The organism is Flavobacterium sp., assembly GCF_035456225.1.
Lineage (GTDB): Bacteria > Bacteroidota > Bacteroidia > Flavobacteriales > Flavobacteriaceae > Flavobacterium.
In genome coordinates this window covers 1-26,755 of the sequence record NZ_DATIDM010000041.1, presented here as the reverse complement: position 1 = coordinate 26,755, position 26,755 = coordinate 1, and the positions used below count along the sequence as shown (strand labels likewise).

The following is a 26,755-nucleotide window of genomic DNA, read 5'->3' as shown; positions in this document are numbered from 1 at the left end:
GCTAAAAAACAATCTTTTTATTTACAATTCTGCCATCCTCGGAGATAACCTTTACAAACAACACTGCATTCTCGTCTTTTAAGTTTGAAATCAAAGCAGAAGGGTTATTTACCCCAACTTTTCGAATCAATTTTCTTCCGCGCACATCATACACTTCAACAGTATCTATTAGAACGCCGCTAGCATTTATGTTCATATCTCCTTGTTCATCCTTATAAACCACAACAGTGTTCCCGTCAAAATTACTCTGATTAACATTCAGCACAGTCTGATAAACGATTTCAAAACGATTGGGAAAAGTCCCTGAATTGCATGCAAACGAATAAGCAGACGCTTTCAAATCATGAGTCACATTTAGCAGATTATCTTTCAGATATATGTTTTGACTGTCTAAAAACACCCCATCAAGATGATCTATAGAAATAGAATGCATGCCTGTATAGGAAGTCTTCAATCGTAAAGGAGTACTGTCCGAAACATCAAAAACCGGTTTCCCCTGAATCAGATAATTTCCTCCGGCTATATCCATTGTCAATGAAACAGGCCCATCTTCAAAACTTTTACCGTCTATTCCGAAATCGACTCCCAAAGTAGCACTTGGGAAGTAGCCCAAAAGCATTTGATTATTTGCTCCGGATGCATTATCAACATTCAACCAGATTCTATCCCCTTGTAATTCTCTGATTTCGCTTAAATCACTATTCCTGAAAAACTGGTCCGCATTATTGGCCACACGCATGGCATTGGTAAACGAAACATTCGTAGCCCCATTACTCATTTCAACTATAAACCCTTGTCCGGTTCTTAGAATCCCGTTTGGATTTACCACTTGAGCTTCTCCATTGCCCACAAAACCGGCTGTTGTCCAGGTACAATATCCAGGATCAGTTGCAGCACTGTTGGTTTTACGCCAAAAATAAAGCGTTCCGGTTATGTTGCCTGCATTTCCATTTACAAAACTCGTCATATCTACCGGCGACGGATATGGATTGCCCACCCCGTTAAAACCAAGACCTGCACCACCATTATAGGCACTGAAGCTCACGTTACCATTGTTAGGTACACCGGTAAAAACACCACCCCATCTCACAGGAGTTGTAGGATGGTTATCTGGCATTCGGATTAAATATCCTTTCCCTAATTGAAAATTAGTTGAACTTGGCGTTACAGCACTATACAGATTTGTAACTGAATTATAGACATAAAAACGATTGGTAACAGTTAATGGAGAAAAAGCCAATAAATTTTGAGAAGCAACCGGTGATGACCATAACGTATAATCCAAACGCATTAATGATGAACTCTCCCGATTCACCACAATAGAACCAGAATTGGCTACATTGTTAATCTGAATAAGATTTGCATTATTCTGAAGTGTCATATTTGCACCACTGCCAACTGTAACAGCATTTGTAACCGTGATATTATTTCCGGAATTGACAGTTAACGTTGAAGTCCCGTTAAGAGAAAGTGTATTTGCCAATGCGTTAATACCCGAAACAACAACAGCCCCGGAATTTATAATTACATCGGTGTTTGCCGTTGGCAATGTTCCGCAACTCCAGTTCCCGGTTGTACCCCACTGATTGTCTACACTCCCTGTCCAAACATTGGAAGCACCAACAACTACAGTAGAAGATCCACTGATAGTTTGAGTACAAGCACCAAAACTTACCGAAACCAAATTTAGAGTCTGGTCAGAAACCGGTGCATTCACAGTAACCGCAGCCAAACCTCCAGTCAAAACAACCGTTTGATTTGCACCTCCATTAATTGTATATGTAACAGTGGCGCCTGTCGAACCTGTCAAATTAAAAACAGCATTGGACCCTATACATATAGGACTGTTATTTCCGATAATTGTAGCTGTAAGCATAGGATTCACCTGAATAGCTGCTATAGTACTGAATGACGAACAATTTGCATTAACGACCACTACTCGGTAATAAGTTGTCACTGTCAAGTTGGTTACTGTCAAGGTAGCTGTTGTATTGGCTATATCTGTAACTCCCGAAGAAAAATCACTAATTGTAGAAGACTGCCATTTCTGGATTGTATTGGTATAGCCAGTTAATGTTAATGTGGTACTATTTACGCCATAACAAACTGTAGTACCGCCGGAAAGAGTTCCTCCATTGGGAGCATTTATCACAGTCAATTTAACTCTCGAACTATTTACCTGGGCACATCCTCCGTTTTTAACCACAGCACGATAATAAGTGGTTGAAGTCAAATCAGTAACCACCAATGTATTTGTCGTATTATTTATATCAACAGCGGTATTGAAATTAAGTTGAGTAGATGACTGCCATTTCACAACATTTCCAGTGTAGCCGGTTAGTGTCAATGTTGTAGAATTATTACCAGAACATATTGTTGCATCAGACAAAACCGTTCCACCCACACTGGACTGATTTACCACAACAGTAACTGTAGCACTATAAATAACTCCACATCCTCCGGTCAACTGTGCTCTATAATAAGTCGTCAGCGCCGGGGTTCCCATTTGAGCCGAAGTTAATGTAGCTCCGTTTGCTCCGGCGATATTTGAAAAACTCACATTATCTGTTGATTGTTGCCACTGAATTGTTCCGCTATTTCCTGACAACACAATGTCTGCCGGTTGAGTTCCGGCACAAATACTTTGATCTCCAGAAACGGTTCCCGGTGATGGATCTACAGTTACAGAAGCAACTGAACTAAATGCAGAACATGTCCCATTGGTTAGCACAACCCGATAATACGTTGTTGTTGAAACATTGTTTACCGTCAGGTTCGCTGATAAATTTGGAATATCCGTTACCGAAACAGAAAAATCACTTAAAGGAGAGGACTGCCATTTAACTATACTTCCCGTGTAACTGCTTAATGTAAAGGTAGCACTGTTTACACCTGGACAAACAACAGCATTTCCGGAAAGCGTACCTCCGTTTGGCGCTGCATTGACAGTAAAATTTGGAGAAGCACCACTTCCGGCAGTTGCAATAAAAAAAGGAGAAGTTGAACCTACAGCAATCTTGTAAGTTCCCGATGCATTTGCAGGTAATACAATTGTTCCCTGCACACCACTGTTAACTGTACCATTTCCACCGGAAAAAGTATATGGCAATAATGTAAGGGGGCCCAATGATGTATAAGGACCAACTCCGGTATTACTGCTCAAATAGGCAATAAAATTCGTTCCGGAAGTATAATAAGCTCTATTGCCACCGTTTCCGTTCGTAGTATTAAAAGTAACTGTAACAATCCCACCCCCACATGAAGGGTCAGGAATAACACCGGTCACCTGTATCGATTGCGAAAAACAATTCAGCGAAAGCAGTAAGAAAAAAAGCAGCAAATATGCAGCAAAATTTCTCTTATCTTTTTTCTTTAACATAATAATTTTCCTTACACTCATATACAGGATAAATCAATTAAACACATTGTACAAAAATATCAATTTAAGATGTAAAACTAATCTTTTCCCTATAAAAATCGACAACCAACACTCCGTTAAAGCATTCAAATACAGACAATACGTCCCTTTACTGAAAATTTATCTAAAAGAAAACTGAACATTCGTCAAAAAAAGCAATCATATCCAAAAGCACAAAACTTTGTATATGCTTTTGTCCGGAATAAGGCAAATTATGATTGGCATTTATAATTTCTTTTCCTAAATGGAGCAGAAGCACTTTATCTAAACAGACAACTCTTTCAACTACGCCTGTCCTGTTGGGCCAAAATTAAATGGAATCGGGGTTTGCTCTGCTTCCTTAATCTCCCCGTGAGCACTTTCAAAACGGTGAATATTTTCACCCAAAGCCATTAAAAGTCTTTTTGCGTGTTGTGGCGTAAGTACAATTCTGGACTTTACTTTAGCTTTTGGCACACCAGGCATAATGCTTACGAAATCGATTACGAATTCGGTATTCGAATGATTAATGATTGCCAGATTGGAATAGGTTCCTTCAGCCGTTTGCTCATCCAACTCTATGTTAATTTGTCCTTGATTATTATTTTTATCAGTCATTGTTATACTTTTTAATTATTAAGCTAAAATATAAAATCCTAACAGTATTACACTGTTAGGATTTATAAATATAGTGAGAAATTTAATTTTTAGTAATTAAATTCTTCTTTCACTGCCATAAGTTCGTTGAACTCTTCTTTAGAACCAACGATTATGTTGTCGTAATCTCTCATACCGGTACCGGCAGGGATTCTGTGACCAACGATAACATTCTCTTTAAGTCCTTCTAATCCGTCAACTTTACCTGCAACAGCAGCTTCATTCAATACTTTGGTTGTTTCCTGGAACGATGCCGCAGAGATGAACGATTTCGTCTGTAATGACGCTCTTGTAATACCTTGAAGAACCGGAGTTGCCGTTGCCGGAACTACATCTCTTGCCACTACTACATTTCTGTCATTACGTTTTAACAACGAATTTTCGTCTCTTAAATCTCTTGGAGAAATAATCTGTCCTGGTTTAAGGTTTTCAGAATCTCCTGCATCTTCCACAACTTTCATTCCGTATAACTTATCATTTTCGATGATAAAGTCGGATGTGTGAACCAATTGATCTTCTAAGAATAGAGTATCTCCCGGATCTTGAATCTGAACTTTACGCATCATCTGACGAATTACAACCTCAAAGTGCTTGTCATTAATTTTTACCCCTTGTAAACGGTATACCTCCTGAATCTCATTTACCAAGTACTGTTGAACAGCAGCCGGTCCTTTAATTCTCAAGATATCATCCGGAGTGATTGCTCCATCAGACAATGGCACACCCGCTCTTACGAAGTCATTTTCCTGAACTAAGATCTGACTTGATAATTTCACCAAGTATTTCTTAACCTCACCGAATTTAGATTCGATGATGATCTCACGGTTACCTCTTTTGATTTTTCCAAAAGAAACTACACCATCGATTTCAGAAACTACCGCAGGGTTTGAAGGATTACGAGCCTCTAACAACTCGGTAATTCTTGGTAAACCTCCGGTAATATCGCCTGCTTTCGAAGAACGACGTGGAATTTTCACTAAAATCTTACCTGCTTTAATCTTCTCACCGTCGTTAACCATCAAGTGAGCTCCTACCGGTAAGTTGTATGAACGGATTAGTTCACCATCTTTTCCGTAGATTAATAAAGTAGGGATTAATTTTTTATTTCTGCCCTCAGTAATTACTTTTTCCTGGAATCCAGTCTGCTCGTCGATTTCAACCATGAACGTTTGTCCTTGTTCGATATCTTCGTAAGCAACTTTTCCTGTAAATTCAGAGATGATTACACCATTATAAGGGTCCCATTTACAGATTACATCACCTTTGCTTACTACCTGGCCATCTTTAACAAAGATGCTGGAACCGTAAGGAATGTTATGTGTGTTTAATAGGATTCCTGTTTTCTCATCAACCAATTTCAATTCAGTTGAACGGGAGATTACGATATCCACAGCGTTTCCTTCGTTATCTTCACCTTTAACCGTTTTAAGATCTTCGATTTCCAATCTACCGGCAAAACGAGTGATGATGCTTGACTCTTCAGAGATACCTCCGGCAACCCCTCCTACGTGGAACGTACGAAGCGTTAACTGTGTACCAGGCTCACCAATTGACTGTGCAGCAATTACACCAACGGCTTCACCTCTTTGCGTCATCTTGCCTGTTGCTAAGTTACGTCCGTAACATTTAGCACAGATTCCTTTCGGAGCTTCACAAGTAAGCGGCGAACGAACATCTACTTTTTCAACCGGAGAAGCATCGATTGCTTTCATAATAGCTTCGGTAATTTCTTCACCTGCGTGAACCAATACATCGCCATTCAACGGATTGATAACATCCTGTAACGCAACACGTCCTAAGATTCTTTCTCCTAAAGATTCTACAATCTCTTCGTTTTTCTTTAAAGCCGAAACTTCGACACCTCTTAAAGTACCACAGTCAACCGAATTAACGATAACATCCTGAGATACGTCATGCAGACGACGAGTCAAGTAACCCGCATCCGCCGTTTTAAGAGCGGTATCCGCAAGACCTTTACGGGCACCGTGAGTAGAGATAAAGTACTCAAGGATGGAAAGACCTTCTTTAAAGTTTGATAAGATCGGGTTTTCAATAATTTCACCACCACCAGCAGTTGATTTTTTCGGCTTAGCCATCAAACCACGCATACCGGTTAACTGACGAATCTGCTCTTTCGATCCACGCGCCCCAGAGTCAAGCATCATATACACCGAGTTGAAACCTTGTTGGTCTTCTCTAATGTTTTTCATTGCTAATTCTGTAAGCTGTGCATTGGCAGAAGTCCAAATATCAATAACCTGGTTGTAACGCTCGTTATTGGTAATAAGACCCATGTTATAGTTCATTGAAATACCGGACACCTGTTCTCTGGCATCAGCAATCAATTGTTGTTTTTGTTCCGGAATACGGATATCTCCCAATGAGAAAGACAAACCACCTTTGAAGGCGAATTTATACCCCATATCCTTCATGTTGTCCAAGAAGGCAGCCGTTGTAGGTACATCAGTTGCACTTAAAATGTGTCCGATGATATCACGCAACGATTTTTTGGTCAATACCTCATTGATATATCCAGCTGCTTCAGGTACTACTTCGTTAAACAATACTCGACCTGCAGTAGTTTGGATAATTTTGTATACCAACTCTCCGTTTTCGTTAAAGTCTTTTGCTCTGATTTTAACACGGGCATTCAACTCAACTCTTCCTTCATTTAAAGCGATATTACACTCTTCAGCAGAATAGAAAGTTAAACCTTCACCTAAAATCTTGTGATCAGGTGTAGACAAACGCTCTTTGGTCATATAGTAAAGACCAAGAACCATGTCTTGAGAAGGTACCGTGATAGGCGCACCATTGGCAGGATTAAGGATATTGTGAGAAGCCAACATTAACAATTGTGCCTCTAAAATAGCCTCTGGTCCTAATGGTAAGTGAACCGCCATCTGGTCACCGTCGAAATCCGCGTTGAACGCCGTACACACTAACGGGTGTAACTGAATCGCTTTTCCTTCGATTAGTTTTGGCTGGAACGCCTGGATACCTAATCTGTGAAGCGTTGGAGCACGGTTTAGTAATACCGGGTGTCCTTTAATTACGTTTTCAAGGATATCCCATACTACCGGCTCTTTTTTGTCGATAATTTTCTTAGCCGACTTAACTGTCTTAACGATTCCTCTTTCGATTAATTTACGAATAACGAATGGTTTGTACAGTTCGGCAGCCATATCTTTTGGAAGACCACATTCGAACAATTTCATTTCCGGTCCAACGACAATTACCGAACGCGCTGAATAATCCACACGTTTACCTAATAAGTTCTGACGGAAACGACCTTGCTTACCTTTCAATGAATCAGAAAGCGATTTCAACGGTCTGTTTGATTCTGTTTTAACAGCAGAAGCTTTTCTTGTGTTGTCGAATAACGAGTCAACAGATTCCTGCAACATACGTTTTTCGTTTCTCAAGATTACTTCTGGCGCTTTGATTTCCATTAATCGTTTCAAACGATTGTTACGGATGATTACACGACGGTAAAGGTCGTTCAAATCCGAAGTCGCGAAACGACCACCATCTAGTGGCACTAACGGACGTAATTCAGGTGGGATAACAGGAATAACTTTCATGATCATCCACTCCGGACGGTTCTCTCTGTTATTGTTTGCTTCACGGAAAGACTCCACTACCTGAAGACGTTTTAACGCTTCTGTTTTTCTTTGCTTCGATGTTTCATTGTTAGCCGCGTGACGCAATTCGTATGACAAAGCATCTAAATCGGTACGGGCCAATAAATCCATGATACACTCCGCTCCCATCTTAGCGATGAATTTGTTCGGATCGTTATCATCCAAATATTGGTTTTCCATTGGAAGCGAATCCTGAATATTCAAGTATTCTTCTTCAGTAAGGAAATCTAATTTGTTTAATGATTCTCCGTCCGGACCTTTGGCAATACCTGCCTGGATTACCACATATCTTTCGTAGTAGATAATCATGTCTAATTTTTTAGACGGCAAACCAAGAATGTATCCGATTTTGTTCGGAAGTGAACGGAAATACCAGATATGAGCAATAGGCACCACCAAATTGATGTGACCTACTCTGTCTCTACGTACTTTTTTCTCCGTAACTTCAACCCCACATCGGTCACATACGATCCCTTTGTAACGGATTCTTTTGTATTTACCACAAGCACATTCGAAATCTTTTACAGGACCGAAAATTCGCTCACAGAAAAGACCGTCACGCTCTGGTTTATGGGTACGATAATTGATGGTTTCCGGTTTTAAAACCTCACCTCTTGACTCCGCCAGGATAGATTCCGGAGAAGCTAAACCAATCGAAATCTTGTTAAATCTCTTGATCGTGTTTTTATCTTTATTTCTATTATTCATCATAGTTTTTACTATTGATTTATTTGCAATTAAAAATTGATTTTAGACTTATGATGTACTCTTAAGAAAGAGTCAAATCATTACGCTGCCACCTCGAATTACTTCTCTAAACTTCAGACTCTCATCTGGAGTGCTAGTTATATGATGCCCTGCATCAGTATAAAAAATCGGAACGGGTTACGGGTATAAATCCTTAAAAACTCTATAAATGAGTAATCAGTCCCAAAAAATCGGGACTGAAAACTGCTTTTTTTGTTATTCTTCTAATCTGATGTCCAGACCCAAACCTTTCAATTCGTGCATCAATACATTGAACGATTCAGGTAATCCTGGTTCCGGCATAGTTTCACCCTTAACGATTGCCTCGTAAGTTTTAGCTCTACCGATAACGTCATCCGATTTAACTGTCAAGATCTCTCTTAAAGTACTTGAAGCTCCATACGCCTCAAGAGCCCAAACCTCCATCTCTCCAAAACGCTGACCTCCGAACTGCGCTTTACCTCCAAGAGGCTGCTGCGTGATCAATGAGTATGGACCGATAGAACGTGCGTGCATCTTATCATCAACCATGTGTCCTAATTTCAACATATAGATCACACCCACGGTTGCCGGCTGGTGGAAACGCTCTCCAGTTCCTCCATCATACAAATACGTATGACCGAATCTTGGAACGCCTGCCTCGTCTGTCAGTTCATTAATTTGGTCAAGAGTAGCACCATCAAAGATTGGCGTAGCGTACTTTCTTCCTAATTTTTTACCTGCCCATCCAAGAACCGTTTCATAAATCTGTCCGATGTTCATACGAGATGGCACCCCTAGTGGATTCAATACGATATCTACCGGTGTTCCGTCTTCTAAGAATGGCATATCTTCCTGACGAACGATTTTCGCAACGATACCTTTGTTACCGTGACGACCTGCCATCTTATCTCCAACTTTCAGTTTACGTTTCTTAGCGATGTACACTTTAGCAAGTTTCAGGATACCTGATGGTAATTCATCTCCAACAGTGATCGTGAATTTCTCTCTTCTCAACGCTCCTTGTAAATCGTTCAGCTTGATTTTGTAATTGTGGATCAAGTCATTTACCATTGCATTTGACTCGTCATCTGTAGTCCACTGTCCTTTTGTCAAGTGAGCGAAATCTTCAACAGCATAAAGCATTTTTTGCGTGTATTTCTTACCTTTTGGTAATACTTCCTCACCCAAATCATTCATTACACCTTGAGATGTTTTACCGTTAACGATTTCGAATAATTTCTCAACTAACTTATCTTTCAACTCGTTGAATTTCACTTCAAACTGCGTTTCAAGAACTGCTAAATCGTCTTTATCCTTAGAACGTTTACGTTTATCTTTTACCGCTCTCGCGAATAATTTTTTATCTAAAACCACACCGTGTAATGATGGAGAAGCTTTCAATGAAGCATCTTTCACATCACCAGCTTTATCTCCGAAGATTGCTCTTAACAACTTCTCTTCCGGAGTTGGATCTGATTCTCCTTTTGGTGTAATTTTTCCGATTAGAATGTCGCCAGGTTTAACCTCTGCTCCGATTCTGATCATACCGTTTTCATCCAAGTCTTTAGTAGCCTCTTCAGAAACGTTTGGAATATCATTCGTTAATTCTTCGTTACCCAATTTCGTATCACGAACCTCTAATGAGTAATCATCTACGTGGATTGAAGTAAAGATATCATCACGAACTACTTTTTCAGAAATTACAATCGCATCCTCGAAGTTGTACCCTTTCCAAGGCATGAACGCCACCTGAAGGTTTCTACCTAAAGCAAGCTCTCCGTTTTGCGTTGCATAACCTTCACAAAGTACTTGACCTTTTGCAACTCGGTCACCTTTTCTAACGATAGGTTTTAAGTTGATAGAGGTACTCTGGTTGGTTTTTCTGAACTTAATTAACTGATATGTTTTCTCATCCGGATCGAAGCTTACAGCACGCTCTGCCTCAGTTCTATCGTATTTGATAGTAATCATGTTTGCATCAACATACTCAACAACTCCTTCTCCTTCTGCATTAATCAATACACGGGAATCAGTAGCAACCTGACGCTCAAGACCCGTTCCAACAATTGGTGCTTCAGGACGTAATAATGGTACGGCCTGGCGCATCATGTTCGATCCCATCAACGCACGGTTCGCATCATCATGCTCTAAGAACGGAATCAACGAAGCCGAAATCGAAGCAATCTGGTTTGGCGCTACGTCGGTATAATGAACAGCAGTAGGCTCAACAACCGGGAAGTCACCCTCTTCACGAGCAATAACGTTTCCTGCAGTAATCTTACCGTCAGCATTCATATCGATGTTTGCCTGAGCAATCAATTTACCTTCTTCTTCCTCTGCACTTAAATAAACAGGCTCCGAAGCTAAATCTACAGCACCATTAGTTACCTTGCGGTAAGGCGTTTCGATAAAGCCCATTCCGTTTACTTTCGCATAAACACCTAACGATGAAATCAAACCGATGTTTGGTCCCTCTGGTGTTTCGATCGGACATAAACGTCCGTAGTGTGTATAGTGAACGTCACGCACCTCGAATCCGGCTCTCTCTCTTGAAAGACCTCCAGGCCCCAGGGCAGACAATCTTCTCTTGTGCGTAATCTCTGCCAATGGATTAGTCTGGTCCATGAACTGAGATAACTGGTTGGTTCCGAAGAAAGAGTTGATAACCGATGACAATGTTTTGGCATTAATCAAATCGATTGGCGTAAACACCTCGTTATCACGAACATTCATTCTCTCACGGATTGTTCTTGCCATACGCGCAAGACCAACACCAAATTGTGCAGACAATTGCTCACCAACTGTTCTAACACGACGGTTTGATAAGTGGTCGATATCATCAATCTCTGCTTTAGAGTTGATAAGCTCGATCAAATATTTCACGATAGTAATGATATCCTCTTTGGTCAAAACTTGTTTTTCCATTGGGATATCCAAACCTAATTTTTTGTTCATTCTATAACGACCAACTTCACCTAAATTATAACGTTGATCAGAGAAGAACAATTTATCGATGATACCGCGAGCCGTTTCCTCATCAGGCGGTTCTGCATTACGCAACTGACGATAGATGTGCTCTACAGCTTCTTTTTCTGAATTTGTAGGGTCTTTTTGTAACGTGTTGTGGATAATTGCATAATCCGCCTGGTTGTTATCTTCCTTGTGTAACAAGATAGATTTTACGTTTGCGTCTACAATTTCCTCTACATTATCTTTGTCTAACAACGTGTCACGATCCAAGATAATTTCGTTACGCTCGATAGATACTACCTCTCCTGTATCCTCATCCACGAAATCTTCGTGCCAAGTGTTCAATACACGAGCAGCTAGTCTACGACCGATATATTTTTTAAGACCTGATTTTGAAACTTTGATTTCTTCAGCAAGGTCGAAGATCTCAAGAATGTCCTTATCACGCTCAAATCCGATAGCACGGAATAAAGTCGTAACAGGTAATTTTTTCTTTCTATCGATATACGCATACATTACGCTGTTGATATCGGTAGCGAATTCAATCCAAGATCCTTTAAAAGGAATTACTCTGGCAGAGTATAATTTTGTTCCGTTAGCGTGGAAAGATTGTCCGAAGAACACTCCCGGTGAACGGTGTAACTGAGATACCACTACACGCTCTGCACCATTGATAACGAAAGTACCGCTTGGTGTCATATACGGGATAGTACCTAAATATACATCCTGTACAATTGTTTCAAAATCTTCATGCTCAGGGTCAGTACAGTATAGTTTCAAACGTGCTTTTAATGGCACACTATACGTTAAACCTCTGTCTATACACTCTTCAATTGTATAACGGGGTGGATCAACAAAGTAGTCAAGGAATTCCAATACGAACTGATTTCTTGTATCAGTAATTGGGAAGTTTTCCATGAAGGTATTATAAAGACCTTCGTTGCCTCTTTCATCAGATTTGGTTTCCAATTGGAAAAAATCTTTAAAAGATTTTACCTGAATATCCAAGAAATCCGGATAGTCTGGGATGTTTTTCGTCGAGGCGAAATTTAATCTTTCAGTCTGATTTGTTAACATCAATGGACAAAATTTTGATTAAAAAAAAAGTTTTGTGCAAAAACACAGTGTAATTTTACTTTCTTCTTAATAATCGATACATCTCCGAAAATGAACAGAAAGTTGTAATTTCATTTTCTTTCTTCGTATTGATTAAAAATATTACGTATTTCAAACTATACTTAAAGTAAAATTTATTATACGCAAAATGGTTTAGGCCTTGAGAAAAACTCTCAAAGGCCTAAACCTAGCTTATATAACTTGGGTCAGCTTACTTAAGCTCAACCGCAGCTCCTGCTTCTTCTAATGCTTTCTTAAGACCTTCAGCTTCGTCTTTAGAAACACCTTCTTTAACGTTAGTTGGAGCAGCATCTACTAAATCTTTAGCTTCTTTAAGTCCTAAACCTGTTAATTCTTTAACAGCTTTAACAACTCCTAATTTAGAAGCTCCAGCATCTTTCAATACTACAGTGAATTCAGTTTGCTCTTCAGCAGCACCAGCATCACCTCCACCTGCAGCAACTACTACAGCAGCAGCAGCCGGCTCGATTCCATACTCGTCTTTTAATATTGTTGCTAACTCGTTAACTTCTTTAACTGTTAAGTTAACTAATTGTTCTGCGAATTGTTTCAAATCTGCCATTTTTTCTATCTTTTAAAATGATTTGTAAAATATAATAATTAATTAGTGCAAAATTTATTCAGCTCCCTCTTCGTCTTTGAATTGGTTTTTAAGAGCAGAAATAACTCTTTGAGCTGGTGATTGTAATAATCCGATGATTTCTCCAATAACCTCTTCTTTCGATTTAAGAGATGCTAATGAATCAAGTAAGTTATCTCCAATGTAGATCTCTTCCATGATGTAAGCACCTTTTAATAAAGGTTTGTCAGATTTTTTACGGAATTCTTTGATGATTTTTGCAGGAGCGTTAGCTGTATCTGCAATTAATATAGAAGTGTTTCCTTTTAAAACTGTAGTCAACTCACCGAAGTTAGTTTCAGAAGCTTCCATTGCTTTTTCAAGTAATGTGTTCTTAACAACTTCTAATTTGATACCCGCTTTAAAACAAGCTCTTCTTAAGTTTGAAGTAGTCTCTGCATTAAGTCCAGAAATGTCTGCTAAATAAACAACATTTCTACCAGCCAACTGTGCAGTTAAATCTTCAATCGCGATTGATTTTTCTTCTCTAGTCATACTAAAAATTTTTAACTACCAATTAAACTGCTTTAGGGTCTAAAGCAATCGCAGGACTCATCGTAGATGAGATGTGGATACTCTTAATGTAAGTACCTTTTGCTGCAGTTGGTTTTAATTTGATTAATGTTTGAATAATTTCGTGAGCGTTCTCTGTGATTTTCTGAGCATCAAAAGAAATTCTTCCGATTCCAGCGTGAACGATTCCTGTCTTATCAACTTTGAAGTCGATTTTACCAGCTTTAACTTCTTCAACAGCTTTTGCCACATCCATAGTTACAGTACCTGTTTTAGGGTTTGGCATCAAACCTCTTGGACCTAAAACACGTCCTAAAGGACCTAATTTACCCATAACAGCAGGCATAGTGATGATAACATCAACATCTGTCCAACCGTCTTTGATTTTTTGTAAATAGTCATCCAAACCTACGTGGTCAGCACCAGCTGCTTTAGCTTCAGCCTCTTTGTCTGGAGTAACCAATGCTAATACTCTAACATCTTTTCCAGTACCGTGAGGTAAAGTAACAACGCCTCTTACCATTTGATTCGCTTTTCTAGGATCTACTCCTAACTTTACCGCGATATCAACAGACTCATCAAATTTTGCAGAAGCAACTTCTTTAATCAATGCAGATGCATCTTTCAAAGAATATAATTTGTTCTTCTCAATTTTTGCTGCAGCCTCTTTTTGCTTTTTTGTCAATTTTGCCATGTCTTAATTCTTTGTTAGGATTAAAAAGGAGCTGTTCCTGATACTGTTATACCCATAGATCTAGCTGTTCCGGCAACCATACTCATTGCTTTTTCGATTTCGAAAGCATTCAAGTCTGCCATTTTGTCTTCAGCGATAGCTCTAATTTGATCCCAAGTAACATTAGCTACTTTTTTACGGTTAGGTTGCCCTGAACCAGACTTTAATTTAGCTGCATCTAATAATTGAATTGCAGCCGGTGGCGTTTTAACAACAAAGTCAAAAGACTTGTCTTTATACACAGTAATTTGTACTGGTAAAACTTTGCCAGGTTTATCTTGTGTTCTTGCATTGAACTGCTTACAGAACTCCATGATATTAACCCCAGCAGCCCCCAAAGCAGGTCCAACCGGTGGCGAAGGATTCGCGGCACCTCCCTTAACTTGTAGTTTAACTACTTTACTAATTTCTTTAGCCATTTTTAAAAAAATTTAGCACATCTATCAATTGGAAGCGATTGATGTGGATTTATATATGTAACGTGTTATACTTTTTCAACTTGCATAAAACTCAACTCCAATGGTGTTTTTCTTCCGAAAATCTTTACCATCACTTCAAGCTTACGCTTTTCTTCATTAACTTTCTCAACAGTTCCATTGAAACCATTGAAAGGCCCGTCGATTACTTTTACGGTTTCACCTACCGAATAAGGAATAGCTCCTTGATCTACCTTTACAGATAATTCGTCAACTTTTCCTAACATTCGGTTTACTTCCGCTTGTCTTAACGGCACAGCTTCTCCTCCTTTTGTTTCACCTAAAAAACCAATTACACCTGTAATCGATTTGATGATGTGAGGAATTTCTCCGGTCAAGTTAGCTTCAATCATAACGTATCCCGGAAAGTAAACACGGTCTTTACTGATTTTTTTCCCATCACGTACCTGAACTACTTTTTCAGTAGGAACCAATACCTGCGAAATATAATCTGCCATACCCAAACGGCTGATTTCCGTTTCGATATAGTTTTTCACCTTGTTTTCCTGTCCGCTAACCGCTCTAACTACATACCATTTTTTGACATTATTATCAGTCATATCAAAAAAATTAAGCTTTTAACCAATTAAAGAAAAACCCTAACGCTTTAGCAAAAGTAGAATCTACTCCCCAAGTTGCTAATGCAAATAAAATAGAAAATAAAGCTACTATAATAGTTAACTTTTGTACTTCAGCCCATTCTGGCCAAGTAACATTTGATTTTAACTCTTCAAATGCTTCCGATATGTAATTAACAACTTTTGTCATTGTATATTCCTTTTGCACGGGCGGAGGGATTCGAACCCCCATCAACGGTTTTGGAGACCGCTATTCTACCCTTGAACTACGCCCGTTTGTTTAAAAAAACCAGCAGCGAACCGCTGGTTTTTATTATAATTGACTATGAATTAGTCTAAAATTTCAGTTACCTGACCAGCACCTACAGTTCTACCACCCTCACGAACAGCAAAACGTAAACCTACTGACAAAGCGATTGGGCTCAACAATTGAACATCAATAGTCAAGTTATCACCTGGCATAACCATCTCAACTCCTGCAGGTAAAGAAATAGTACCTGTTACGTCAGTTGTACGCACGTAGAACTGAGGACGGTAGTTGTTATGGAATGGAGTGTGACGTCCACCTTCTTCTTTTTTCAAGATATACACCTCAGCTTTGAAGTGAGCGTGTGGCTTAACAGATCCTGGCTTGATAATAACCATACCACGTTTGATATCAGCTTTATCAATACCACGTAATAATAAACCTACGTTATCTCCAGCTTCACCTCTGTCAAGGATTTTACGGAACATCTCAACTCCTGTAATTGTAGAAGTCAATTTCTCAGCTCCCATACCAATGATTTCAACAGCATCACCTGTATTAGCAACTCCAGTTTCGATACGACCTGTAGCAACAGTTCCACGACCTGTAATTGTAAATACGTCCTCAACTGGCATCAAGAAAGGCTTATCAACATCACGAGCTGGTAATTCAATCCAGTTATCAACAGCTTCCATCAATTCCATTACCGTAGCAACCCATTGAGGCTCACCATTTAAAGCTCCTAATGCAGAACCTTTAACAACTGGTCCGTTATCACCATCATACTGATAGAAAGACAACAAATCTCTAATTTCCATTTCAACAAGTTCTAACAACTCCTCGTCATCAACCATGTCTACTTTGTTCATGAAAACAACCATTCTAGGCACACCAACCTGACGTCCTAAAAGGATGTGCTCACGAGTTTGTGGCATTGGACCATCTGTAGCAGCAACTACAAGGATAGCACCGTCCATTTGAGCAGCACCAGTAACCATGTTCTTAACGTAATCCGCGTGACCTGGACAGTCAACGTGAGCGTAGTGACGGTTAGCTGTAGAATACTCTACGTGAGAAGTGTTAATAGTAATACCTCTTTCTTTTTCTTCAGGAGCGTTGTCAATCTGATCGAATGATTTAGCTTCTGATAAACCAGCATCAGCTAATACTTTAGTAATAGCAGCAGTCAAAGTTGTTTTTCCGTGATCTACGTGTCCGATAGTTCCGATATTTAAATGGGGCTTCGAACGATCAAAGGTTTCTTTTGCCATGATTTAATAATTTAATCTTAGTTATATAATTAGTGTTCAAATTTACTTAATTGAGCCAATGACGGGATTTGAACCCGTGACCTCTTCCTTACCAAGGAAGCACTCTACCCCTGAGCTACACCGGCTTTTGTGTGTTCAGAAGTTAGAACCCAGAATTCAGAAAAATCCAAACCCCTATTTTCTAAATTCTTCCAGATCATTACCTTTTACGGTATAATCTTGTGGGGAGAGCAGGATTCGAACCTGCGAAGACTTAGTCAGCAGATTTACAGTCTGCCCTCGTTGGCCGCTTGAGTATCTCCCCAACTTTTTTTATGTTCCGTTGCTTAAAAAACCAGAGCCGATGGAGGGACTCGAACCCACGACCTGCTGATTACAAATCAGCTGCTCTAGCCAGCTGAGCTACACCGGCGACTACAATAAAAAAAGTCCGCTATTTCTAACGGACTGCAAATGTAGGGATTTTATTTTTTAATCAAAATATTTTTTGTCTTTTTTTTATTTTTTAAGCATGGGCTCTAATTATTTCTTTTCTCTTCATTAAAAGGCGCTCCAAAGAACCTACAGACAAATCTACAGCTTCCTCAAAGGTCTTACACTGCTTCTTAACTATGAAATCATCCCCCGGCACCATAACCTTCACCTCTACTATTTTATTTTCCTTATCGCTCGTGTTATCCAATTTCAAGAAAACATCGGAAGACACCACCCTGTCATAATACTTTTCTAACTTATCTAATCGTTCCTGAACAAAATCAACTAATTTTCTGTCAATATTAAAATTAACAGCATGAACATTTACCTTCATAATAAAAAATTTTATTTAGTTAAACTTCGAATCATTTTCGGTTTCGCGGATGTGCATCTTGATAAACTCGCTTCAATTCAGACAAACTGCTGTGGGTATAGATTTGAGTGGAAGATAAACTTGCATGACCTAACAATTCTTTTACTGAATTTAAATCGGCACCATTATTTAGCAAATGGGTTGCAAATGTATGCCTAAGAACGTGGGGACTCTTTTTTGTTTTTTCAGAGACAGTACTAAAGTAATCATTTATTAATCGATAAACAAACGATTCACTTATTTTATGACCGTTTTTATTCAATATTAACAAATTGTCATTTTCGATAATCGCAAGCCGTTTTCTTTCAATAACATAACGATTTAACAACTGAATCGTACAATCGAGAAGCGGAAGCACTCGTTCCTTGTTTCTCTTCCCCAAAACCTTGAATGTTTTATTATAAGCACTGTAATTACCCATTTCAAGCGCGATTAATTCGGCACGACGCATACCGGTAGCGTAAAAAAGTTCAATAATCAATCGATTGCGAATTCCTTCAAAATCATCCGGATAATCATTTTCCTCAAACACCAATTCAAGTTCTTTTTCCGAAAAGGGAATCTGTATTTTTTTTGACGTCTTCAACGACTTGTGTTTTTGAAGCGGATTCACCTCAATCTGTTTCGTTTTCAGCAGAAATTTATAAAACGATTTTAAAGATGAAATTTTACGATTAACCGAAGTATTGGAAACATTATTTTCCACCAAGAAAACAATCCAGCTACGGATTTGAGAATAACCAACAGTTTCCAAAACCGAATCGACATCATGAGTTTTCAGGAAATTTTCAAATTCAGAAACATCATTAAGATACGCCTTAAGCGTATGCAGAGAGTAGTTTTTCTCTTTCTGAAGATAGTCGTGATACGCGAGCTTATTTGTAACCATAAAAAAACCGTTAGGTACAAAGTTATAAAACTTCACACACTAACGGTTATAGTATTATTCAAAAAAAATTATGCCTCTAATGAGTCTCTTAATCCTTGAATGTATTGTGCTTTTTGAATTTGAGCTCTTCTTGTCACAGATGGTTTAGTAAACGCCTGACGTGCTCTTAACTGACGAACAGTTCCTGTTTTGTCGAATTTTCTCTTATAGCGCTTTAATGCTCTATCGATATTTTCTCCGTCTTTAATTGGGATAATTAACATTGTTTAGACACCTCCTCTCATTTAGGCCGCAAACTTATAAAAAAATTACGAATTACAAATTATAAATTACGAATTATTTTTTCAGCTTTTTGAGAATCAAGAACAAAGAGACAAGAGGCAAGAACAAAGAGAGACGTTGTTTCTGATTGTCAATTTCTCAAAATCCATTTCACACACTCTTTCCCACATAAAAAAAGCCAAGTCACAATCTCTTGCTTCTTGGCTCTTGTCTCTATTCTCAAAACCATTAATGCTTCACAGCCGGCTGGTAATTTTGCTTATCGATGATCATTTTAGACAAGATCTCTTTAAGGATTTCCGAAGTTCCACCACCGATTGGCCCTAAACGGCTGTCTCTTAACAAACGTGCCATCGGATATTCTTCCATGTAGCCATAACCTCCCAACATCTGTAAACAACTATAAATAGTTTCATCGGCTACTTTTGTTGATTTCAATTTAGCCATAGTAGCCTCTTTCACAACATACTCTCCTTTATCTAATCTAGCTACAGCCGCATAATTAAACAACTTACAATGCTCTACATCTGTCGCATGCTCAACTAATGTATGTCTTAACGCCTGAAACTTATCTATTGTTCTTCCAAATGCTTCTCGTTCTGACATGTATTCAATAGCATATTCTATTGCATATTCAGCACTTGCATGGGCATTTATAGCCATTATTAATCGCTCTAAAGCAAAATGCTGCATGATATACGGAAACCCTTTTCCTTCTTCTCCCATTAAATTTTCCACAGGAATTTCTACATTATCAAATGCAATTTCAGCTGTATCAGAAGCTCTCCATCCTAATTTATCAAGTTTTGTAGCCGATATACCTTCCTGTTTCGCATCCACTAAAAACATACTTATCCCTTTGTTCCCAAGATCTGGAGTTGTTTTAGCTGCTACCACGTAATAATCCGCATAGACACCATTAGTGATGAATGTTTTAGAACCATTAATGATATACTTATCTCCTTTTTTAACAGCCGTTGTACGCATTCCTGCCACATCGCTACCACCAAAAGGCTCTGTAATACATAGTGCACCAATTTTATCACCAGCTATACTCGCCGCTAAATATTCCCGCTTAATTCGTTCGTCTCCTTCTGCATTCAGATGCGTCATTGCCAAATAAGCGTGTGCCCACATTGCTGCTGCAAAACCACCTGATTTAATTCTTTGCAGTTCTTCTAAAAAGATAACCGTGTAAAACAAATCCAGATTCAATCCACCATAAGCTTCAGGATAGCGCAATCCGAAGAAACCCATTTCACCAAATTTTTTCCATATAAATCGTTCTATCGTTCCAGTTTTTTCCCATTTTTCAATATGAGGAACCACTTCTTTTTGCAAAAAATCTCGCAAACTCGCTCTAAATAATTGATGCTCTTCGGTAAAATATAATGAATTCATACAGTTTGAATTGTTTAACTATCTTACAATAGTTTGTTTATTTGTTTTAAAAGGCCAAATATAAGGCAATTATATCGACTTTGTCAATTGGAAAATTCTTAATTTTTATTAAATCTTCTTTAGACTTAATTTCGCCATTCATACTGCGATAAGTTACAATCTCTTTAGCCAACTGATATTTAAAGAAAGGGAATTGCGACAACTCTTTAACAGAAGATTCGTTAATATTGAGCTTACGGATAGCAGGGGCAGTTAAAACAGAAAAATGCTTATTAATATTTGAAATAACTTCAGGCGAAAGCCCCCAAACATCATCCAACTGTTTCATCGACACAAAAGCTCCCAACTTATCCCGTTCTTTTAAAATTCGTTCCGAAAGAGCCGGACCGATTCCATATACCTTCATCAAATCTTCTTGAGTGGCCAGGTTGATATCTGCAACAACTATTTTTTCTTTCTTATCAATTGTTTGCTTCGGATAGTTCACAAAAGAATTTACTTTTGTTCTGTTTTTTACCCAATCCGGAAATTTAAAGTAAGGCGCAATATCGGCAAGCCATTTATCTGAAACTTTAGTCACCTTCTGAAATTCGGCTACTGAATTCACAAATTGATTTCTTTCCCTGAATTTATGAAGACGATCAATTTCAGCAACCGACATTCCTAACACATATCCTTTATAATCAGAAATAAAATTAGGATTGAACGGATAAATTTTATGCTTTTCTATTCCTTGTTCATTTTTAAGACTATCTATTTCTGACTGCAAAGCCAGCCATTCTTTTTCTTGATTACTTTCTGACGGAACTGAAAATCTAATATCAGAGAAATAATAACAATAAACCAACTGAACTAAAATCATCAGCAGAATAAGCGCAACGATTCCACTCCGCTGTTCGCGGGTGTATTTAAAATCAGACGAAATTTTCATGATTGAGCGATTTACAAATCAAAAACAGAACTGCGCTTGGTATAAACCATATCTTTCAGTTTGAACAAAAAAGCCAGTGTGAGGTAAACACCAAACCAAAGTCCGACAGTAAAAAAAGAAATGTAAATAAAAAAAAGGCGAACGCTGGTAGTTCTCATACCCAAGCGATCGGCTAAACGGGAAGACACTGCGAAACCGTGTTTCTCAAAAAAGTGGCGTATATTGGTTATCAATCCCATAGTACAAATGTAATTATTTCTTTAACAATTCAATACCTATTTCACATTGCAGACATTTTTTCAGATTGCAATATTCATTTTTCAGCTGCAAAAGCACTTGTGAATCAAAAGCATTTTCGGCTTGGATTCCGAAACCAGAAAATCTATCGATAATGACATTTTTCTCCGCTGCGATTTCTTCTAAAAAACCAATTAAATCCTCTGCAATTTCTTTTCCTTGGCTTTGGGCATAGGAAAACCGAAGCGGAATAATTGTATTCATAATCAACAGGTCAACAAAAGAAGAAGTTAAGAGCTTCCGTTTCTTTGGACTTTCTTTATCGAACTGATAATGGGTTTGCCAATAATCCGACACTTTCACATTGAAAATATCGTAGAAAGCTGAAACCGATTCAGAAGCCATAATTCGGGAAAAAAGATTATCCTGCTGATGGTATAATTGTGCCAGTTGCGCCAAACGAATCGTTGGAAAATTATCTGGACGAAGTTTAAAAAACTGAACGGGAGCGATATAAATCTTTTCCAATCGGTATTTATCAGATAAATAATGCCAGCGTTTTTTCAAATCGGCATAATAAACATCCTGCTTTCCTTCTTCAAGCAAGCCGACTCTTCCCAAAAAAAGCGCTTCAATATTTTCAACTTCGGCTTTTTCTTTTCGGATAACGGAAAACGGTATGGAATTCGCAACGGCAAAAAAAGAATCACCATTAGAATTCAGTCCGAAGTTTTTGGCCAAAAAACAAAACAATGTCTCCTCCCAGTCATATTTATTCCGAAGCAAATACTGCTGCATCGGAAGCGCCTTTCGTTCCAGACGTTCAAAAAATAAACGTTCTTTCCATTTTTTGAAAACAAATCCGTCAATTGAAGCCAAATCTTTTTCACAGTAAATCCATGATTTAGCCGAAGAAAGCGAAAAGTAATTTTCCAGGACTTCTACGGACACATACTTTTTTAGTTCCAAAACGGGAATTTCAGTATTGTCAGCCCTAAAAACATTGGTATCATGTTCCCAGACCACATGCAGAATGACCGCATCATAAGCCGAATCACTTTCATGATGATGCAAATACCAATCGGAAGATTTTACATGAATTTCAATGTTGCCTGCCCATTTTTGATTTCCAATATAAATCTGGGCATTAAAAAAATCGGGGCCGGCTTGTTTCAGATAATGACCGGTATGGAGAATCTGAAGTTTCTCTCCTTTAAAAGTCTGCAGACTGTCACTGGCAAATTTTCTGTATTGCCAGATATGGTGTAAAAAATCTTCTTGCATGGCGTATAAATGAAAAACGAATGTAGTAAAAAAATTATCTTTGTGAACCAACATAATTAAAAAAATGAAAAAAAATCTTACAATTTTAATTTTTTGCGGTTTCCTGTCGGCTTTTGGGCAAAGCAATCAAAAGCCAGCAAACGGATTGAAAATAACCTATTTAAAAAGTTCCAACGGAAAACTGATTGAAAATCAGGATCCGGTACTGGTATTTGCGAATGCCAATCAAACCGTAATTACTTCCGAAAAAATAAACACCAAAAGAGCAGAATTCCCTTTTGAACAAACCATTATTAACCGACCTAAAAACAGTTATGTTCAGGTAGCTAATCTTTCTGCAACAAAAACCACTTCGACAATAGACAGTGTTGCCATAAGCAAACAATCTTTTGAGATAACATCTGACACCAAAACAATTTTGGGCCATAAATGCAAAAAAGCAAAAACCGTTATCAACTCGAACACCATTGAACTTTGGTACACTGACGAATTAAAAATAAAAGGTGCCCCAACCGTTTTAGGCCAAGACCTTGGATTGGTTTTGGAAATGATCCGCAACGGAAATTACACTGTATCGGCTTCCAAAATTGAAACAGTAAAAAAACTGAATCCTTCCACCCTTGTTCCCTCCACCGGAAAGAACGTTGATGCTTTGACGTACCGCGATTTGCTTTGGAAAAGCCGTTTCACCACTATATCGGTTTTTGAGAACGAAGTCATCAACTTTTCTGATGCTTCAAAATCAAACGACAGTATTTTGCGATTTGCCAATGGAACTATCATCCTTAAGAAAGTAAAATTCCCGGAAATAAAAAGCGGCAGCCAGATTTTTGTAGATGTTGCCGAACAATCAAACGGTGATGCTTACGACCGTACCGGTTCTGTGTTCGTAATTCCGACGGATCAGGAAAAATCATTTATGAACGGCTTGCAAAACGGTGCCAAAACCCTTCCAATATACGAAAACGGGAATGGTAAAAAATATCAAGGCGTTGTACGAACCAATGATTTTACCCCGTTACTTGAACTGATGCGTTTCTTTACACCTTTTGGGATCAAGCAGTACAACCATATCGAATTAAAAGATAAAAAGTGGCATGAAATAGTCCCTTATCGTCAGGACATCTCCGAATTATATTCTGACTTAAGCAATAAAGAACTTTGGGTGGGTGCTTTTATCGGAAACTATGACAAAGGCGGACATAAGATTTCGATGCACATCACCATTCACAATGAAGAAAACCAACCAGTAAAAAACACTTTTGCTCTACCTCTTTTCAACACTACCAACATAATGGAAATGGCTGAACAGGAATACAGTACGATGTTTAATAATGAGAATGGTTTACTGGTTACGTTTACATTGGACAAAGACGTAAAAAACGCAAAGTTACGTTACACGACGACCGGTCATGGCGGATGGGAAAACGGTGATGAATTTGTTCAGAAGAAAAACACCATTCTTTTGGATGAGAAAGAAGTTTTCAGCTTTATTCCCTGGAGACAGGATTGCGGCTCCTATCGCTTGTTTAATCCTGCATCAGGCAACTTCCCTAACGGATTATCCTCTTCCGACTATAGTCGTTCGAATTGGTGTCCCGGAATGGTAACCAATCCAACACTGATTGAGTTGGGCGATCTAAAGGCAGGAAACCACACTATACGCGTAAAAATACCACAAGGCGCTCCAGAAGGAACCGGATTTAGTGCCTGGAATGTTTCAGGAGTACTGATTGGGAATTAAAAATAAAAAAGCCACTGAAATTCAGTGGCTTTTTATTACTATTATTTTATTGAATTGATTATATCATGTTTGGTGATAATATGGTGTTTTCCGTTCCCTAAATCCACCAATACAGCCTGATTGTCTTTATTGATTAACTTGGAAACCTCTTCCACCGGCGTACCCATTTTTACGATTGGGAAAGCAGCGCCCATAACTTCGCGGATTGGTTTATCCGCTACGTTTTTATCGGCCACATAACTCTGGAATAAATCTGTTTCATCTACCGAACCGACAAACCCATTTATGTCGATAACCGGGATTTGAGAAATTTTGTGCTTGCGCATGCGGTCAATGGCATGGGAAACCAATTCTTCAGTACGAACAACCACTAAAGGCTTATTGATATGCTCCTTGATTAAGTCTTCGGCTTTTGTAACTTCATCTTCCAAATAACCTCTGTCGCGCATCCAATCGTCGTTGAAAATTTTACCCACGTAACGCGATCCTGAATCGTGGAACAATACCACAACCACATCGTCCGGTCCGAATTCGTCTTTTAATTGCAGTAAGCCTTTGATAGCTGACCCAGAAGACATCCCCACAAACAAACCTTCTTCAAGGGCCAGTTTACGAGTATATACAGCGGCATCTTTATCGGTAACTTTTGTAAAACCGTCAATCAGGTCGAAGTTTACGTTTTGAGGCAAAATATCCTCACCTATTCCTTCGGTCACATATGAATATACTTCGTTCTCGTCGAAGATTCCGGTTTCTTTGTATTTTTTGAAAACCGAACCATAGGTATCCACTCCCCAAATTTTGATGTTCGGGTTTTTCTCTTTTAAAAATTTAGCTACTCCGGAAATGGTACCGCCAGTTCCAACACCTACAACAAAGTGAGTAACTTTACCATCTGTCTGTGCCCAGATTTCAGGTCCTGTCTGCTCGTAATTTGCCTGGGTATTTGACAGGTTATCATATTGGTTAACATACCATGAATTCGGCGTTTCTTCAGCTAAACGTTTGGAAACGGAATAATACGAACGTGGGTCTGTTGGCTCCACATCAGTAGGGCAAATTACCACTTTAGCTCCCACCGCGCGTAAGATATCCATCTTTTCTTTGGATTGCTTATCGGTAATAACGCAAATCAATTTATAGCCTTTAACGATAGCCGCCAAAGCCAATCCCATTCCTGTATTACCTGATGTACCTTCAATGATCGTTCCGTCTGGTTTTAAGCGACCGTCTGCTTCTGCGTCTTCGACCATTTTAAGTGCCATACGGTCTTTACATGAATGTCCGGGATTGAAGTATTCTACTTTAGCCAAAACCAAAGCATCGACTTCAGACGTTATTTTATTCAATTTTACCATGGGCGTATTCCCGATGGTTTCTAATATATTTTTTGCGTATTTCATTTCGATTTATAATTTATATCGCGTTTTTTGGTCTGTAAAGATATTGATTTATAAAAAGTTTCCAAAAAAGAAAGACGTTTCTCCTTTAGCCCCGATGGGAGTGGCATCCCACGCTTTTTTTTGCGTGGATATAATGGACAGCGGGAAAATGGTTTCCAAGAATGCCCGAGCCATCCGCTCCTGAAATTAACTAAAGAAATTCCAGATAACGCCGAAACGAATCATGAAATCCCTATATGGGTAATTGGGTGCGGTATAATAGTTATTTCCGGAAAAACCGGAGTTAAAGTGCTCCGCCTTAAGAAAAACCCTGAAGGTGCGGATCTTAGCATTGATAAAGAAATCAAGCAATGGAAAATCTCCAACATCCTTTTGATTCTGGATATAGAACTCGCCCAACAGCGGGTTATAATCATTTGCTTTGTATTTAGTAAAGTAATTAAACGTCACACCTGTCTGAAGATACAAAGCCTTACTAAACAAATACTCGCTGTAATAAAAGGAGTTTCTGGCGGTAAATTGAGGCACATTAAGGATATTTTCCGATTGCTGTACCTGTTGGAACAAGAATGTATTGTCTAAAGCGAATTTCCCAAACCTGAATTCATTAGCCGCTTTGACAGACAAATAGTTGATGGTTTTATCATACTGAAAAGGCTTAACGATTAATTCGGTGGCAATTCCTTCTTCATTATATACCGGATCTACATTAGCAAAATACAAATGATCATTCAGTACGGAATATTGTGCAGAGAGATCAAACCAT

At 38.7% G+C, this 26,755-nt stretch carries 21 protein-coding genes and 4 tRNA genes; 1 reads left to right on the top strand and 24 read right to left on the bottom strand.

The window, feature by feature from the left end; genetic code table 11:
* Position 1: 1 nt before the first annotated feature.
* From VLB74_RS02440 to VLB74_RS02335, 22 genes are all read right to left on the bottom strand, one after another.
* Positions 2–3,379: a T9SS sorting signal type C domain-containing protein gene (locus VLB74_RS02440; protein WP_325201880.1), complete on the bottom strand. Its 3,378-nt coding sequence runs from the start codon at positions 3,377–3,379 to the stop codon at positions 2–4.
* A 324-nt stretch (positions 3,380–3,703) separates the two neighbouring features.
* Entirely contained in the window at positions 3,704–4,015 is a 312-nt protein-coding gene (locus tag VLB74_RS02435) for a DUF3467 domain-containing protein (protein WP_325201879.1), read from the bottom strand.
* Between the two features lie 89 nt (positions 4,016–4,104).
* Positions 4,105–8,409: a DNA-directed RNA polymerase subunit beta' gene (gene rpoC, locus VLB74_RS02430; RefSeq protein WP_325201878.1), complete on the bottom strand. Its 4,305-nt coding sequence runs from the start codon at positions 8,407–8,409 to the stop codon at positions 4,105–4,107.
* A gap of 252 nt (positions 8,410–8,661) precedes the next feature.
* Positions 8,662–12,474, bottom strand: a complete 3,813-nt coding sequence (gene rpoB / locus VLB74_RS02425) for a DNA-directed RNA polymerase subunit beta (protein WP_325201877.1) — start codon at positions 12,472–12,474, stop codon at positions 8,662–8,664.
* 250 nt (positions 12,475–12,724) lie between these two features.
* Positions 12,725–13,096, bottom strand: coding sequence for a 50S ribosomal protein L7/L12 (gene rplL, locus VLB74_RS02420; RefSeq protein ID WP_325201876.1), 372 nt, complete (start codon positions 13,094–13,096; stop codon positions 12,725–12,727).
* 54 nt (positions 13,097–13,150) lie between these two features.
* The gene (rplJ, locus tag VLB74_RS02415; RefSeq protein WP_325201875.1) at positions 13,151–13,648 is read right to left on the bottom strand and encodes a 50S ribosomal protein L10; all 498 of its coding nucleotides are present in this window, start codon (positions 13,646–13,648) and stop codon (positions 13,151–13,153) included.
* A 22-nt stretch (positions 13,649–13,670) separates the two neighbouring features.
* Positions 13,671–14,360, bottom strand: a complete 690-nt coding sequence (gene rplA, locus VLB74_RS02410; RefSeq protein WP_325201874.1) for a 50S ribosomal protein L1 — start codon at positions 14,358–14,360, stop codon at positions 13,671–13,673.
* A gap of 20 nt (positions 14,361–14,380) precedes the next feature.
* Positions 14,381–14,818 carry a 50S ribosomal protein L11 gene (rplK, locus tag VLB74_RS02405; RefSeq protein ID WP_325201873.1) on the bottom strand — a complete coding sequence of 146 codons (438 nt, stop codon included), beginning with the start codon at positions 14,816–14,818 and terminating at the stop codon, positions 14,381–14,383.
* Between the two features lie 65 nt (positions 14,819–14,883).
* Complete coding sequence (nusG, locus tag VLB74_RS02400) at positions 14,884–15,435, bottom strand: transcription termination/antitermination protein NusG (protein WP_325201872.1); 552 nt, start codon at positions 15,433–15,435, stop codon at positions 14,884–14,886.
* Positions 15,436–15,445: 10 nt separating this feature from the next.
* Entirely contained in the window at positions 15,446–15,643 is a 198-nt protein-coding gene (secE, locus tag VLB74_RS02395) for a preprotein translocase subunit SecE (protein WP_325201871.1), read from the bottom strand.
* Between the two features lie 15 nt (positions 15,644–15,658).
* Positions 15,659–15,729: transfer RNA gene (locus tag VLB74_RS02390), tRNA-Trp, on the bottom strand.
* A gap of 54 nt (positions 15,730–15,783) precedes the next feature.
* Positions 15,784–16,971, bottom strand: coding sequence for an elongation factor Tu (tuf, locus tag VLB74_RS02385; protein WP_325201870.1), 1,188 nt, complete (start codon positions 16,969–16,971; stop codon positions 15,784–15,786).
* Between the two features lie 53 nt (positions 16,972–17,024).
* Positions 17,025–17,096 (bottom strand) — tRNA-Thr (locus tag VLB74_RS02380).
* A gap of 97 nt (positions 17,097–17,193) precedes the next feature.
* Positions 17,194–17,275 (bottom strand) — tRNA-Tyr (locus VLB74_RS02375).
* A gap of 34 nt (positions 17,276–17,309) precedes the next feature.
* A tRNA-Thr gene (locus tag VLB74_RS02370) sits at positions 17,310–17,383 on the bottom strand.
* A gap of 93 nt (positions 17,384–17,476) precedes the next feature.
* On the bottom strand, positions 17,477–17,779 hold the full coding sequence (hpf, locus tag VLB74_RS02365) for a ribosome hibernation-promoting factor, HPF/YfiA family (protein WP_325201869.1): 303 nt from the start codon (positions 17,777–17,779) through the stop codon (positions 17,477–17,479).
* A 31-nt stretch (positions 17,780–17,810) separates the two neighbouring features.
* Positions 17,811–18,707, bottom strand: a complete 897-nt coding sequence (locus VLB74_RS02360) for a tyrosine-type recombinase/integrase (RefSeq protein WP_325201868.1) — start codon at positions 18,705–18,707, stop codon at positions 17,811–17,813.
* Positions 18,708–18,775: 68 nt separating this feature from the next.
* Entirely contained in the window at positions 18,776–18,970 is a 195-nt protein-coding gene (gene rpsU, locus VLB74_RS02355; protein ID WP_023573624.1) for a 30S ribosomal protein S21, read from the bottom strand.
* Between the two features lie 247 nt (positions 18,971–19,217).
* Complete coding sequence (locus VLB74_RS02350; RefSeq protein WP_325201867.1) at positions 19,218–20,390, bottom strand: acyl-CoA dehydrogenase family protein; 1,173 nt, start codon at positions 20,388–20,390, stop codon at positions 19,218–19,220.
* Positions 20,391–20,436: 46 nt separating this feature from the next.
* The gene (locus tag VLB74_RS02345) at positions 20,437–21,321 is read right to left on the bottom strand and encodes a ComEA family DNA-binding protein (protein ID WP_325201866.1); all 885 of its coding nucleotides are present in this window, start codon (positions 21,319–21,321) and stop codon (positions 20,437–20,439) included.
* An 11-nt stretch (positions 21,322–21,332) separates the two neighbouring features.
* On the bottom strand, positions 21,333–21,554 hold the full coding sequence (locus tag VLB74_RS02340) for a PspC domain-containing protein (protein WP_325201887.1): 222 nt from the start codon (positions 21,552–21,554) through the stop codon (positions 21,333–21,335).
* Between the two features lie 19 nt (positions 21,555–21,573).
* Positions 21,574–22,842 carry a DUF2851 family protein gene (locus VLB74_RS02335; RefSeq protein WP_325201865.1) on the bottom strand — a complete coding sequence of 423 codons (1,269 nt, stop codon included), beginning with the start codon at positions 22,840–22,842 and terminating at the stop codon, positions 21,574–21,576.
* Between the two features lie 64 nt (positions 22,843–22,906).
* Here VLB74_RS02335 and VLB74_RS02330 point away from each other — a divergent pair, with 64 nt between their 5' ends.
* Positions 22,907–24,586 carry a GLPGLI family protein gene (locus VLB74_RS02330; RefSeq protein WP_325201864.1) on the top strand — a complete coding sequence of 560 codons (1,680 nt, stop codon included), beginning with the start codon at positions 22,907–22,909 and terminating at the stop codon, positions 24,584–24,586.
* Between the two features lie 41 nt (positions 24,587–24,627).
* Here VLB74_RS02330 and VLB74_RS02325 read toward each other — a convergent pair whose 3' ends face one another.
* Positions 24,628–25,989 (bottom strand): pyridoxal-phosphate dependent enzyme, encoded by a 1,362-nt coding sequence (locus tag VLB74_RS02325; RefSeq protein WP_325201863.1) that lies wholly within the window; start codon positions 25,987–25,989, stop codon positions 24,628–24,630.
* A gap of 186 nt (positions 25,990–26,175) precedes the next feature.
* A partial coding sequence (locus tag VLB74_RS02320) for a putative porin (RefSeq protein ID WP_325201862.1) occupies positions 26,176–26,755 on the bottom strand: 580 nt, incomplete at its 5' end.